Origin of the sequence: Alteribacter aurantiacus DSM 18675, assembly GCF_000429705.1 — a bacterium.
In the GTDB taxonomy this organism is placed as follows: Bacteria; Bacillota; Bacilli; order Bacillales; family Salisediminibacteriaceae; genus Alteribacter; species Alteribacter aurantiacus.
The window spans coordinates 15,110-28,548 of sequence record NZ_AUCJ01000014.1; the positions used below are offsets into that span (position 1 = coordinate 15,110).

Sequence of the window (13,439 nt, forward strand, 5' to 3'; positions counted from 1 at the left end):
AAATGGAAACACAATCAAATCAACAAGTAGGAACGGCTGTTCCTCCAGCAAAAACAGAAGCAGAAAAAAGCTTAAGCCCTTTTCAACTGGCGATGCGGAGGTTTTTAAGAAATAAGCTTGCAATTGCCGGGCTTGTCGTACTAGCATTCTTTATTATTGTGGCTGCGTTTGCAGATATCATTGCACCGCACAGTCCAACAGCTCACAACTATTACAATATTGAAGCAAAAGCGTCATCTGAGCATTGGCTTGGTACAGATAGTTCGGGAAGAGACAACTTTTCCAGACTCGTCTATGGCGCAAGAGTTTCCTTAACAATCGGATTTTTCGCCATGTTGTTTACGGTAGTAATCGGAGTGATACTCGGATCTCTAGCAGGATACTATGGTAGATGGGTTGACGGACTCATTATGAGAGCAACGGACTTGATGATGATCTTACCGTTCTTGCTTTTAATTTTAACAATCATCGCCATTGTTCAGTCGGTATCCATAACCTTGTTTATTACGATCATTGCAGTGACAGCCTGGCCAAACTTGACGAGGATTATCCGAGCCACATTCTTGTCTCTTCGCGAGAAGGAATATGTACTTGGTGCACGCTCGATCGGAGCATCCGATTTTAGAATCATTTTTAAGCACTTTTTACCGAACGCAGTAGGACCAATCATCGTTAACGCGACACTTATGATGGCAACGATGATCATCTTGGAATCCGGACTAAGCTTTATCGGTTTCGGAATTCCACAGCCAACACCAACATGGGGGAACATGATTACCGAAGCTAACAGTCTTCGAATCCTAGAGAACAACTGGGAAACATGGGTTCCACCAGGATTGGCGATCTTACTTACGGTGCTAGCCATTAACTTTATCGGTGATGGACTTCGCGATGCGTTCGATCCAAAAAGTAACCAATAAAATCACAAAGAGAAGCTGCCTGAATATCAGGCAGCTTTTTCTTATGAATATAAATGAAATGAAGTGTATGTCACTTTAAAGGGACAAAGTAAATTTACGAGTGAACGACCGTTATTTTTGTAATTTTATGTTATATTTTGTAGGTAATATGGAGTGTTTTAAGAAAAAAGACCGTTAAATTGTAAAAAAATTTAATTAAATTCATGCGTAGAGTATGTAATCCGTGTATAATATTCCGTGAACTGTAAAAAAGTCTCGTTTTATATCATTGAGATTTCCTAACCATTGAAGTAGATACAAAGGGGAAGGCTGAAGAATAGGACTTCTTGTTTAAGAGAGTCTAAGACTTTTATCTGTCTAGATCTTAAAAAAGAAGGGCAAAGGAAAGGAATCTGTCTGGTCATAATTATTTCGAAATAATTGTTAGAAATAAAAAAATGTTAAAAAAATAATTTCTTATAAACCCTTAGTACCATTGGGTTTCAAAGGAAATGGAAGTATCTTCATATTAAATTTTCTTTACTTTTATTTATCTGACAATTAAAATAATTACAAAGAGATTCCAATTGAGTTAGGGACTTGAAAATGAAATAAATCGTGACATAGGTTTTAATACTATATTACTATTAAACTAATTATTATTTTCAGAAAATATTGAAGGGTTTGATATCCTATGAGCAAAAACCATGCTCTTTTAGAGATAAAAGACTTACATACGGGTTTTGATATTGGTGGTGAATTTCATCATGCAGTAAAAGGAGTATCCTTTGATGTCAATCCGAAAGAAGTCGTTTGTGTAGTTGGGGAGTCAGGTTGCGGTAAGAGTGTAATGTCCTTATCGGTTATGAAGTTACTACCTAAACACAATGGGAAAATTGATAAAGGTGAGATTTTATTCAACGGAAAGAATCTAGCCGATTTATCAGAAAAAGAAATGAATCGTGTACGTGGAAAAGACATCAGTATGATTTTCCAAGAGCCAATGACAGCGTTAAATCCTGTACTTACGATCGGGTTTCAATTAGATGAGGTCCTTTTGAATCACTCGAAAGCATCAAAAGAGCAAGTTCGTAAAAAAAGTATTCAACTACTTAAAGATGTAGGGATTTCGAGATCAGAACAGGTTGTTCATGAATATCCTCATCAGCTTTCTGGTGGGATGCGTCAACGTGTCATGATTGCAATCGCAATTGCTTGTGAACCGGCTCTTTTAATTGCAGATGAGCCGACAACGGCATTGGACGTAACCGTACAAGCGCAAATCTTGGAGTTAATGAAGAAAATTCAAGATGATAAAGGTATGGCTGTTTTAATGATCACTCACGATCTTGGCGTTGTTGCTGAAATGGCGGACAAGGTTGTTGTCATGTACGCCGGACAAGTCGTCGAACAATCGGATGTAGATCGAATCTTCCACGATCCAAAACATCCATATACAAGGGCGTTGTTGGATTCCATTCCTAAAATGGAAGAGCGAGTAGATGAGTTAAACACCATTAAAGGAATTGTACCGTCTTTAAAGAACATGCCACAGCAAGGCTGCCGATTTGTCGATCGTTGCCCTTCTGCTATGCCAGAGTGTAAACAGATTGATCCTCAGCTCGGGGAAACAAACAAAGGTCACGCCGTTCGCTGCCTTCTTTATGAAACAAGTCAGCCTGGAGCAAAAACGGAGGTGAGATCATGACGCAAAAACAAAAGTCAGAACATTTGCTACAAATAAAAGATTTAAAAAAATATTATCCTGTACGCGGTGGTTTCTTTCGCCGCAAAATAGGCGATGTAAAAGCAGTAGATAATATCTCGTTTGAATTGAAGCGAGGAGAAACATTTGGCTTAGTAGGGGAGTCGGGCTGCGGGAAGTCTACAGCAGGCCGAACGATCACTCGATTGTTCAAACCAACAAGCGGGAAGATCTTTTTCGAAGGGCAAGACATTACAAATATTTATGGGTCAAGACTTCGAAACATGCGTAAAGACATTCAAATGGTCTTTCAAGATCCATATGCTTCTTTGAATCCGAAGATGATGGTAGGAAGCATCGTATCAGAACCTATTATTAACTACCGTAAAGTATCAGAGAAAGCGGTACGTGATGAAGTGATGGACCTGCTTACAAAAGTAGGGTTACCGGAAGATGCTTATTTTAAGTATCCTCATGAATTCTCAGGTGGTCAGCGACAGCGTATCGGCATTGCCAGGGCCCTTGCCTTAAAGCCAAAGTTGATTGTAGCGGACGAGCCTGTTTCAGCACTTGATGTTTCTGTGCAATCACAGGTATTAAACTTGTTGAAAAGTCTACAAAAAGAATTTGATCTTACATTATTGTTTATCGCCCACGATTTAAGTGTTGTTAAACATATGAGTGATCGCATCGGGGTTATGTATTTAGGTAACTTAGTGGAAGTGGCGGATGGCGAAGACTTGTATCGCAATCCGATGCACCCTTACACGAAAGCTTTGATTTCTGCGATTCCAATGCCTGATCCGAGGAACAAAAGTAAACGAATTATCTTAAAAGGTGACGTGCCAAGTCCGCAGAATCCACCTGTCGGCTGCCCGTTCCATCCACGCTGTCCAGAAGCGATGCCACAATGTAGTGAGAGTAAGCCTCAGTTGAAGGAGGTGAATCGGGAGCACCGCGTTTCGTGCTTACTTTACGATTAACCGACTTTTCACTGAGTTAAACACACAATTTTAAGGGGGATTTATCACATGAGAAAATCATTATTGCTGCTTCTTGCAATGCTACTTTCGATTTCCATTTTCGTAGTAGCTTGTGGAGGAGACACAGACGAGCCAGCTGAGTCAGATGCTGACGCTGGTGAAGAAGGAACGGACGAAGAGGGTTCTGATGAAGAAACAGCTGAAGGAGATGTACCACAAGGTGGAACGGTAACGTACGGTTACACTCAAGCCTTTGAAGGTATCTTTGATATCGCACACTACGGTGGAGCGAATGATGGTGTACTTCTAAACCTTATCACAGAAGGTTTAATTACGTATGACGAAGAATTAATGCCACAGCCTCACTTAGCTGATTGGGAAATTGACGAAGAAGGAACAACTATTACGTTTAACATTCAAGAAGGTGTTTACTGGCACAATGGTGAAGAATTGACTTCTGAAGACATGGCTTTTGCATGGGAAGTTATTGCTGACCCAGACTACACTGGAACACGTTATTCTAACGTAAATATGATTGTTGGTGCTGACGAGTATCGTGCAGGAGAAGCTGACGAAATCGAAGGAATCAATATTGTTGATGACCACACACTTGAAGTAACAGTTGTTGAACCACGTCCAAACACATTACTAAACCTTTGGACTAACCCAATTCCAAAAGCTCATTATGATGGAATTGCAGTAGCAGACCTAGAGGACGCTGATGAAGTAAGACGTAACCCTATCGGTGTAGGTCCATACAAAGTGGAAAACATCGTACCTGGTGAGCAAGTAGAACTAGTTGCGAACGAAGACTACTGGCAAGGTGCACCTAACCTAGACAGCGTAGTATACAAAGTGGTTGACGGTGCTATGGCCGCAGAACTTATGATGCAAGGTGAAATTGACATTGTTCAATTACCACCTAGCCAAGCAATTCAAGTTGAAGGTGACGAATCAGTAGTATTAGAAGATGTTGAAGCTCTTTCTTATAGCTACATTGGTTTTAAGTTAGGTCAATGGGACGGCGAGCAAGTACAGATGGATAACCCTAAGTTCGCTGATAAAAATGTAAGAAAAGCATTTGCTCATGCTATTGATCGCCAAACCATCATTGATTCATTCAGCGAAGGCTACGGTCAAGTGATTAACGCACCTGAATCAGTTATTTCTTGGGCTTACCCAGATGAAGCTGATCTTGTAGATTACAACTACGATCCAGAACTAGCTGAACAATTGTTAGAAGAAGCAGGGTATGTAGATACAAATGATGACGGATGGAGAGAAGATCCGGACGGTGAAGAGTTCACTGTTAACTTTATGGCGATGAGCGGTACAGATATCGCTGAGCCAAGAGCAGAATTTATTGTACGTAACTTGCAAGAGGTTGGAATTAACGCTAGCTTACAAGATGGAAGACTTTATGAAATGAACCTTTTCTATGACTTGGTTGAAGAAGATGACGCAGACATCGACCTATTCATGGGTGCTTGGGGATTATCACCAGACCCGGATCCAACTGGTCTTTGGAAGCAAGATGACTTCTGGAACTTCTCACGTTGGTCTAACGATGAGTCTGAAGAATTAATTGAGCGTGGTTTAAGTGAAGAAGCGATGGATATTGATTACAGAACTGAAGTTTATTCTGAATGGCACCAGCTTGTAAATGAAGAGCTACCAATCATTCCAATGTTCTCTCCAACAGATATCTATGCCATTAATTCTGAAGTAGGCGGAGTATCACCATTTATGCGTGACGCAACTCGTGATTCCCACCTATGGTACAGAGAGCAATAAGACGTAAGTTATTCCTTACTATGTTACAAATAAGGAGAAATGATCATGTTAATCTATACAATTAGGCGAGTATTCATCATGATACCAATCTTGATCATGATCTCCGTAGTGGTATTTTCCCTGGCATTAGCAATGCCAGGGGATGCCCTTTCTGGACAAATTGATCCAGCTATTTCAAGCCCAGAGTATATTGAAGAAAAGAGAGAAGAATTAGGATTAAACGATCCTGTTCACGTTCAATATGCACGTTGGGCCACAGGTATCCTTCAGTGGGATTTCGGACGGTCATTTATCCATCGAATGGATGTCACAGAAGTAATTGGAGAAAGACTACCGAATACCATCTTGTTATCGGTTATGTCTTTAATGATTACCTATGTTTTAGCTTTTTTTATGGGTCGCTTTTCGGGAAGGAACCCTTATACGGTTGGAGATTATAGTATTCAAGGAATTAACTATTTGATGTTAGCCATCCCAAGTTTCGTTGCAGCAATATTTGCTATCTTCATATTCTCATTCCAGTTGGGCTGGTTCCCTGCTACAGGAAGTGTTGGTTCAGGACTAACACCGGGAACGTGGGATTATTGGATGAGTAAAATCCATCATACTGCATTACCTGCACTCGTTTTAGGTGGGCTAACAACAGCTAGTTATACGCAATTTTTACGTAATGATATTATTGAAAACTCGCAAAAAGACTATGTAAGAACGGCACGAGCAAAAGGAACACCAGAAGGTCGTATCTATAACAAGCATATCTTGCGTAACTCCGTCATTCCGATCATTACACTGTTTGGATTTGATATTGCAAGCATTATTGGAGGGGCTGTCATTATTGAAACAGTATTCTCCTTTCGAGGTATTGGTGAACTATTGATCAGTTCGATTGACCGTCGTGATTACTCTGTAGTTACGGCTATTACGTTGATGTTATCTGTGGCAACCCTTGTTGGTAACTTACTGGCAGACCTTATCTATGGCGTTGTCGATCCGCGGATTAGAGTAGAATAGGGGTGAGGAAATGTCAGTGGCTTTAAAACAGAATGAACAAGAATTAAAAAAATCAGCCAAAAAACAATCTCCTTGGTCTATTGCTCGGCGGAAATTATTTCAAAATAAATTAGCCATGCTAAGTTTAGGCTTTCTAGTATTAGTAACTGTCCTAGCATACTTAGCACCTTTTATTACAAGTTTTGATCCAAGGGATGTTGTACCAACAAATCGATACACTCCTCCGGGTGGAGAACATATACTAGGCACGGACGGTGCTGGGCGAGATATCATGACGCTATTGTTATATGGTGCAAGAACATCATTAACAATTGGGTTTGTATGTATGTTCATTATTGTAATCATCGGCATGACAGTCGGTTCAATTGCCGGTTATTATGGTGGTTGGGTAGATGCTGTTCTCATGCGTTTCACCGATTTTATAATGAACTTTCCTTTCTTAGTATTCGTTATCGTTCTAGCATCCATTTTCCGGGATGCGGGTATATGGGCGTTGATTGCAGTACTTAGTCTTTTAGGATGGACTGGTGCCGCTCGTGTGGTGCGTAGTAAAATCATGTCTGAGAAAGAAAATGAATATGTGATGGCTGCCATTTCAATCGGTGGTACGCCATTTAAAGTGATTCGTAAACACCTTTTACCGAATGTCATGACGACTATCATCGTACAAGCAACCTTATTGTTGGCAGTTATGATTGTAGCTGAAACGGCCTTAAGTTTCTTAGGTTTTGGCGTTCCCTCTGGAACACCGAGTTGGGGGAATATGATTCAAGAAGCAAGACAACCACACGTTATCAGAAACTTCTGGTGGGTGTGGATGCCTGCAGCATTCGCAATAACATTTACGATTTTGGCAATTAACTTCATCGGTGAAGGGATTAAAGATGCCTTTAACCCTAGATCACTCAAATAGTATAAAAAACACGTACGATTTCTAGATGAAATCGTGCGTGTTTTTTTGCTATAAAAACGAAAACGAATAGATGAAAATACATACCAGTGATTTTTCTAAACCAATATGAAATCAAATATGAATAACATATACGGTAGGAATAAATAGACTTTGTGAAGAAGTAAGGAGCAGTGCCAAAGCACAAAAGGGATGGTGTAGACAATTTGAAGCCTGAATGGAAACGAATCATGGAGCTACAAGGTAAAACACTTATGGGTCTACTGGGCAAGCGTTTCATCATTAGAAAAGATCAGAGTGAGAATTATTTAGAAATTATGTGTACAGAGCCGTTCGTTCAATGGAGAGATAATTCGGATGATCATTTTCATAAGAATGACAATGGCTTTTGGAGATTTGAGTGGTCGGAAAATAAATATGGTGAAAGTATTCTGCTATTACATGAACAAGTGACACCGGAGCCACTTAACTATCAGTATGTGGTGGATACTGATCCGCCCTTCATTAGTGTACTTGAATCTAGCTACTCCCCTACTAGTATCTTAATAAAAGAGGTAAGTGGATACGGATTCGTTACTGAAAGGGAAGAGTTCCTCTATGCAATACAGTTGGAAACGGAAAAAGAATATATTTATATTGATGGTTCTCCGGGCCTTATGGAGATGAGAATCTCAGAGAAGGAACTCAATATCTATGCAGATCATTATTATCTTATGTTTAGTACAAAGATCAAGTAGGGTTTTGTTTTATCACCATCGATATAAGAGAGAACAATGTTGGGAATACAATCTTGGTGTGAAACCGTTATATCACTTATCTATCATAAATCGGGTAGCGATATGTATGATATTGTGTCGGTATTAATCTTCTTTTTTATATGATACCTACAACCTCGCAAGGAAGGTGAACTTCTCTCTTAAGGAATTTCTATTTTGAGGATCGGATAGTATAAATTCGTCACTATTCCATTCCCCGGGAAATGTTTTGACAAAACCTGACGGTGGTCGATGTTGTAGACAAGAAAAAGATCGGTTACAATCTAATCAATATTGAATGACAGAAAGAGGACATATCATGGATAAGCCGGTGTACGATCATGACGAACAATGGATGGAAGAAGCGATTCATGAAGCGCAAAAAGCTGAAGAAAAAGGTGAAGTACCCATTGGTGCTGTCATCGTCAAAGACGGTGCAGTAATCGGCAGAGGCTATAACTTAAGGGAATCCATTCAACAGGCCACTTCCCATGCAGAGCTTACTGCGATCCAAGAAGCGTGCAAAACAGTGGGGAGTTGGCGTCTGGTCGGTTGTACCCTTTATGTTACTTTAGAGCCTTGTCCGATGTGCGCAGGAGCGATTGTCCAGTCGCGGATTGAACGTGTCGTTTATGGGGCGAGCGATCCAAAGGCCGGATGTTGCGGGACATTGATGAATTTAACCGATGAGCCCCGGTTTAATCACCGAGCGTATGTGACATCAGGTATAATGGAAGAAACATGTTCTTCTCTTTTAACGAACTTCTTTCAAAAAATCAGAGAGCTGAAAAAAGCGGAGAAACGAAAAAATAAAGAAAAAGGGTGATCGTCTGTGCAACCAAATAAATTTTCATTAGAAACGGCTAAGGTTTTGTCAAAAAAGCTAAACATGCCAATTGAACATATTATGCATACACCTCCTCATATCATTATGGCGAAAATCGCAAAGCTTGAAGAGGAAGAAGCTCAAAAGGGTGAATCCGAAAAGGAGTAGACAGATTACAGATATTTACAAACCCTATCTATTGCAATTAAACGACAAACCGATTATACTAGTAATTGCGTCGCTGATTGCGATGCAACCTAATATGTTATCAACTTTGCCGTGCTAGACGGGGAGGTAGCGGTGCCCTGTACTCGCAATCCGCTATAGCGAGGTCGAATTCCTTCCCCCGGTTTTAGCATCGTGGGGTCTGACCTAAGTAAGTGGTGTTGACATCTGGGTTCCACGCAACGGAAATCCGTGAACCGTGTCAGGTCCGGAAGGAAGCAGCACTAAGCGGTACCTTCCGTGTGCCGTGGAGTCGCCTGGATCGAGCTAACTGCTTAGGTAACGCCTGGGGTGTTAATCCCAAAGGAAGGTGCACGGCTATATACATAAAAGATGAAACAGTCGCTTTTTAGTGGCTGTTTTTATTTTGTCTAAAAAAGTCACGAAGCTCTTTACGTTCATCTCTTGAGACTTCAGTCGTCTACTTGCGACGAACAAAGTCGTTGAAAAGAAGTGAGGATTAAAAATAATCTTTACAATGCCACATAATCGTTTTGAAAAAGGCGAGGTTAGTCGGTATAATGGAGTAGTATGTAAATAGTAGTAAACAGCGACGAGCCCTTATCTTTAGGTGCTTGTAGTCGCTTTACCTTTTTGCTTAGGTTAGATGAAGGGGGAGAATCATGAGTTACCAAGCGCTATACCGCGTCTGGCGTCCTAGAATTCTTTCGGACGTAGTTGGACAAGAGCACATCACAAAAACATTAAAAAATGCCTTGATCCAACAAAAGCTCTCCCATGCTTATTTGTTTACAGGACCTCGAGGAACCGGTAAGACGAGTGCGGCCAAAATTGTGGCCAAAGCCATAAACTGTGAGCATGCACCTGTTGAAGAACCGTGTAACGAATGTGCGGCCTGCCTAGGAATTACAGACGGTTCCATTGTGGATGTCATGGAGATTGACGCCGCTAGTAACAACGGTGTTGACGAGATCAGAGACATCAGAGACAAAGTAAAGTTCGCTCCAAGTGCAGTGAAATATAAAGTGTACATTATTGATGAAGTACATATGCTTTCTACCGGAGCCTTCAATGCGTTGTTAAAAACGCTCGAGGAACCACCGAGGCACGTGATTTTCATCTTAGCTACAACAGAACCTCATAAAATTCCGCTTACGATCATTTCTAGATGTCAACGCTTTGACTTCAAACGCATATCATCGGAATCCATGATCAACAGGATGAAAGAAATTATTGCAGCTGGTGATATCGACGTTGAAGAAGAGGCTTTATCCATGATTGCCAGAGCGTCTGAAGGTGGTATGCGAGACGCACTGAGCCTTCTTGATCAAGCCATCTCTTACTCAGAAACGACTGTCACCCTTCAAGATGTTCTTTCTATTATAGGAGCCGTTTCTCAACAACTCTTGTTCGACCTGGCTCAAGCCCTGAAAGAACAAGATGTAGCTAAGGCTTTGACATCCATTGACTCTGTCGTCAAGGAAGGGAAAGACCCTAATCGCTTTTTGGAAGATATGATTTACTTCTATAGAGATCTGTTGCTATATCGAACAGCCCCATCCTTAAAAGATTCCATGGAGAGGGCGACGGCAGATGAGGCATTTACCTCTCTTTCTAATGAGCTGAGCTCTGACTGGATATACAAAGTGATGGACTTACTCAATCATTTCCAACAAGAAATGAAATGGTCCAACCACCCTAAAGTCTTTCTCGAGCTTTTTGTGGTTCGAGCGTGCAACGAGAGGGAGAAAGCTCAATCTGAAGCTCTTGACTCACAAGAGGTACAATCGTTAATTAAGAAGGTCAGTGAATTGGAAAAGACCATCAAGGAGCTACAAGCAAATCCAGGAGCCGTAGCTAGTGGAGGGCAAGGGCAGTCCGAGGCGCAACCTCAAAAAAAGCCGGTCCCCAGAAGCCGGGCAGCATCTGCTAGCAAAAGTCGCAGTCAGATGGGGAGAGTCAGAGAAATGCTCTCCAGTGCAAGTAAATCTGATCTGCAAACCTTATCAAGCAAATGGGGTCAAATTGCAGAACAAGTCAAAGGACAAAGTGTACCAGCGTCCGCTTGGCTCAGTGACTGCAAACCTGTCGCGTGCTCGACTAATAAAGTCGTCTTAGCCTTTAAAAATGAAATGCATCGCGATATGATTGATACAAAGTTTCGATCTACAGTAGAAGGTGTCCTCACATCAGTGATGAACAACGACATCACGATCCTGACCCTTCTCATGACCCACTGGGAAGAAACGAAAGACACTTTCGTTAAAGAACAGCGCGGTGATGAAGAGGAAGTGGAAGAAGATCCACTAGTTGATGAGGCCATTAAGCTTATGGGCGAAGACTTGGTTGAAGTGAAAGAATAGATTGTATTATACAAAGTAGTTTTAGAAAATAAGGGTATACCTCTTAGTCAGTGAACGTGATGGGATCCCCATTTTAGAAAAAAAGTAAAACAAACAAATTTAATTATATGAAGGCGAGGAAATGAACATGAAAAACATGGGTAATATGATGAAGCAAATGCAAAAGATGCAAAAGGAAATGACAAAAGCACAGGAGCAATTAAAAGAAGAAACAGTAGAGGCAACTGCAGGTGGCGGCATGGTCACGGTTGTAGTGACTGGTGAAAAACGCATCGTTGATATTCAGATTAAAGAAGAAGTAGTAGACCCTGACGATGTTGAAATGCTACAAGACCTTGTGTTAGCTGCTACAAACGAAGCGCTTACTCAAGTGGATGAACTAATCAATGAAAGAATGGGTAAATTCACAAAAGGGATGAACCTTCCAGGAATGTTTTAAGTAATTGTACAGGGCTGGCTCGAAAAAGGATTGATCCTTTGAGCCGGCCCTCTCTTTCTATAGAAGAAAAAGCCGGGTTAATTTTTACGGCTACAACTAAACGAGCAAAGCTGTTCGTATCGAGGTGAATGGAATTGCAATACCCAGAACCGATTTCCAAGCTTATTGAAGGATTTATGCGCTTGCCCGGTATCGGTCCCAAAACCGCTGCAAGGTTGGCTTTCTATGTATTAGATATGAAAGAAGACGACGTACTAGATTTCGCCAAAGCGTTGGTAAACGCCAAAAGAAACCTCACCTACTGTTCTGTTTGTCATCACATTACAGACACGGACCCGTGCCGCATCTGTGATGATAAAGCGAGAGATCAGTCGATCATTTGTATTGTTCAAGAATCGAAAGACGTAATAGCGATGGAAAAAATGCGTGAGTATTCAGGGCTATATCACGTTCTACATGGAGCCATATCTCCAATGGATGGAATCGGACCTGAAGACATCTACATTCCCGATTTATTAAAGAGACTTCAAGATGACACGGTACAGGAAGTCATCATAGCAACAAACCCAAACATTGAAGGGGAAGCTACTGCCATGTATATATCCCGCCTTGTCAAACCTACCGGAATAAAAGTAACGAGAATCGCCCACGGCCTCCCTGTAGGTGGAGACCTTGAATATGCAGATGAAGTAACGCTTTCTAAAGCAATCGAGGGAAGAAGAGAGCTCTAGGATAGGGGAGATCAACATGTTTTTTCGGAAAAAGAAGAGAAAGGTTCGTAGACAGGGTGACGAACGACTACTAGAAGAGATTGATACGTTAAAGGACAGCTTGGATCAACAAAGAAGCATGCTTGCACACAGTTCTGATTACCAAGATCATCTTCAATACCAATCTAAGCTCACAGAAGCGAAGTATTTATTCTTACTAAAAGAAGTCAGGAAGCGTAGAGCATCCAAAATGAAGTGAATGTTCTGATGGCTATGATGCGTGCATAAAGTAGAGGTAGGCTTGTCAATATTGGGCAAGCCTTAATATGTAAAGAAGGTGGCAAGATACGATGGAACCTATCTTTGTATTATCTCTACTTGGGGCAGGCATTTTTTTGTTGCTTATTTTAGGTGCGCCAATGAAGCCGTTACGTTTTGTTGGTCAAGGTGCAATAAAGATCTTAATCGGTGCGTTAGTTCTCTTCTTTTTAAACGCCTTTGGCTCTCTGTTTGACTATCATCTTCCGATTAATGCCTTCACGGCAACGGTAACTGGCTTTCTCGGTATTCCTGGAATTGTCGTGCTTGTTCTCATTGATTTGATGATTCTCCCTTGAAATTAATAATTAGCTATTGTTTTGGGGCGACTCGTCTGATATATTATTTGAGCAGCAAAAAAAGTCAGTTCAGACCGAAAAAGAGGTTTGAAAATAAAAAAATAAAAAAGTTTTTAAAAATCGTTGACTTAAAAAACTGCAGATGATATATTATTACTTGTCGCCGCGAAAGACACACGGCAGACACGGAAAACACGAAAGTTAGTGACCTTTGAAAACTAAACAAAAAGCCAAGCGAAAC

General features: G+C 41.0%; 14 protein-coding genes and 1 other RNA gene. All 15 read left to right on the forward strand.

The features are described from left to right. Positions 1-2: 2 nt before the first annotated feature. Positions 3-920 (forward strand): oligopeptide ABC transporter permease, encoded by a 918-nt coding sequence (opp4C, locus tag G476_RS0102960; RefSeq protein ID WP_026688773.1) that lies wholly within the window; start codon positions 3-5, stop codon positions 918-920. A 673-nt stretch (positions 921-1,593) separates the two neighbouring features. After that, a complete protein-coding gene (locus tag G476_RS0102965) occupies positions 1,594-2,607 on the forward strand; it encodes an ABC transporter ATP-binding protein (RefSeq protein WP_026688774.1) in 1,014 nt (337 codons plus the stop codon). After that, positions 2,604-3,587 carry an ABC transporter ATP-binding protein gene (locus tag G476_RS0102970; RefSeq protein WP_026688775.1) on the forward strand — a complete coding sequence of 328 codons (984 nt, stop codon included), beginning with the start codon at positions 2,604-2,606 and terminating at the stop codon, positions 3,585-3,587. Before G476_RS0102965 ends, G476_RS0102970 begins: the two co-directional genes overlap by 4 nt. A gap of 48 nt (positions 3,588-3,635) precedes the next feature. Continuing rightward, positions 3,636-5,381 (forward strand): oligopeptide ABC transporter substrate-binding protein, encoded by a 1,746-nt coding sequence (gene opp4A / locus G476_RS0102975; RefSeq protein ID WP_026688776.1) that lies wholly within the window; start codon positions 3,636-3,638, stop codon positions 5,379-5,381. Between the two features lie 45 nt (positions 5,382-5,426). Further along, positions 5,427-6,392, forward strand: coding sequence for an oligopeptide ABC transporter permease (gene opp4B, locus G476_RS0102980; RefSeq protein WP_026688777.1), 966 nt, complete (start codon positions 5,427-5,429; stop codon positions 6,390-6,392). A 10-nt stretch (positions 6,393-6,402) separates the two neighbouring features. Next, positions 6,403-7,305, forward strand: a complete 903-nt coding sequence (gene opp4C / locus G476_RS0102985) for an oligopeptide ABC transporter permease (protein WP_026688778.1) — start codon at positions 6,403-6,405, stop codon at positions 7,303-7,305. Positions 7,306-7,475: 170 nt separating this feature from the next. Next, the gene (locus G476_RS0102990; RefSeq protein ID WP_026688779.1) at positions 7,476-8,039 is read left to right on the forward strand and encodes a hypothetical protein; all 564 of its coding nucleotides are present in this window, start codon (positions 7,476-7,478) and stop codon (positions 8,037-8,039) included. Between the two features lie 337 nt (positions 8,040-8,376). Further along, positions 8,377-8,883: a tRNA adenosine(34) deaminase TadA gene (gene tadA, locus G476_RS21155; protein WP_035186043.1), complete on the forward strand. Its 507-nt coding sequence runs from the start codon at positions 8,377-8,379 to the stop codon at positions 8,881-8,883. A gap of 6 nt (positions 8,884-8,889) precedes the next feature. Beyond that, on the forward strand, positions 8,890-9,051 hold the full coding sequence (locus G476_RS23150; protein WP_084405583.1) for a YycC family protein: 162 nt from the start codon (positions 8,890-8,892) through the stop codon (positions 9,049-9,051). 109 nt (positions 9,052-9,160) lie between these two features. Then, positions 9,161-9,426: signal recognition particle sRNA large type (gene ffs, locus G476_RS23155), an RNA gene on the forward strand. 305 nt (positions 9,427-9,731) lie between these two features. Beyond that, positions 9,732-11,432 (forward strand): DNA polymerase III subunit gamma/tau, encoded by a 1,701-nt coding sequence (gene dnaX / locus G476_RS0103005; protein ID WP_026688780.1) that lies wholly within the window; start codon positions 9,732-9,734, stop codon positions 11,430-11,432. Positions 11,433-11,553: 121 nt separating this feature from the next. Further along, on the forward strand, positions 11,554-11,871 hold the full coding sequence (locus G476_RS0103010; protein WP_425387204.1) for a YbaB/EbfC family nucleoid-associated protein: 318 nt from the start codon (positions 11,554-11,556) through the stop codon (positions 11,869-11,871). Positions 11,872-12,005: 134 nt separating this feature from the next. Continuing rightward, entirely contained in the window at positions 12,006-12,602 is a 597-nt protein-coding gene (gene recR / locus G476_RS0103015) for a recombination mediator RecR (protein ID WP_026688782.1), read from the forward strand. Between the two features lie 16 nt (positions 12,603-12,618). Beyond that, positions 12,619-12,840 carry a YaaL family protein gene (locus G476_RS0103020; RefSeq protein WP_026688783.1) on the forward strand — a complete coding sequence of 74 codons (222 nt, stop codon included), beginning with the start codon at positions 12,619-12,621 and terminating at the stop codon, positions 12,838-12,840. A gap of 91 nt (positions 12,841-12,931) precedes the next feature. Beyond that, complete coding sequence (locus G476_RS0103025) at positions 12,932-13,198, forward strand: pro-sigmaK processing inhibitor BofA family protein (protein ID WP_026688784.1); 267 nt, start codon at positions 12,932-12,934, stop codon at positions 13,196-13,198. Positions 13,199-13,439 lie beyond the last annotated feature (241 nt).

Excerpts from the sequence above, each read along its gene's own strand:
- opp4C (WP_026688773.1), top strand. The coding sequence starts at position 3 with ATGGAAACACAATCAAATCAACAAGTAGGAACGGCTGTTCCTCCAGCA.
- G476_RS0102965 (WP_026688774.1), top strand. The coding sequence starts at position 1,594 with ATGAGCAAAAACCATGCTCTTTTAGAGATAAAAGACTTACATACGGGT.
- G476_RS0102970 (WP_026688775.1), top strand. The coding sequence starts at position 2,604 with ATGACGCAAAAACAAAAGTCAGAACATTTGCTACAAATAAAAGATTTA.
- opp4A (WP_026688776.1), top strand. The coding sequence starts at position 3,636 with ATGAGAAAATCATTATTGCTGCTTCTTGCAATGCTACTTTCGATTTCC.
- opp4B (WP_026688777.1), top strand. The coding sequence starts at position 5,427 with ATGTTAATCTATACAATTAGGCGAGTATTCATCATGATACCAATCTTG.
- opp4C (WP_026688778.1), top strand. The coding sequence starts at position 6,403 with ATGTCAGTGGCTTTAAAACAGAATGAACAAGAATTAAAAAAATCAGCC.
- tadA (WP_035186043.1), top strand. The coding sequence starts at position 8,377 with ATGGATAAGCCGGTGTACGATCATGACGAACAATGGATGGAAGAAGCG.
- dnaX (WP_026688780.1), top strand. The coding sequence starts at position 9,732 with ATGAGTTACCAAGCGCTATACCGCGTCTGGCGTCCTAGAATTCTTTCG.
- G476_RS0103010 (WP_425387204.1), top strand. The coding sequence starts at position 11,554 with ATGAACATGAAAAACATGGGTAATATGATGAAGCAAATGCAAAAGATG.
- G476_RS0103020 (WP_026688783.1), top strand. The coding sequence starts at position 12,619 with ATGTTTTTTCGGAAAAAGAAGAGAAAGGTTCGTAGACAGGGTGACGAA.
- G476_RS0103025 (WP_026688784.1), top strand. The coding sequence starts at position 12,932 with ATGGAACCTATCTTTGTATTATCTCTACTTGGGGCAGGCATTTTTTTG.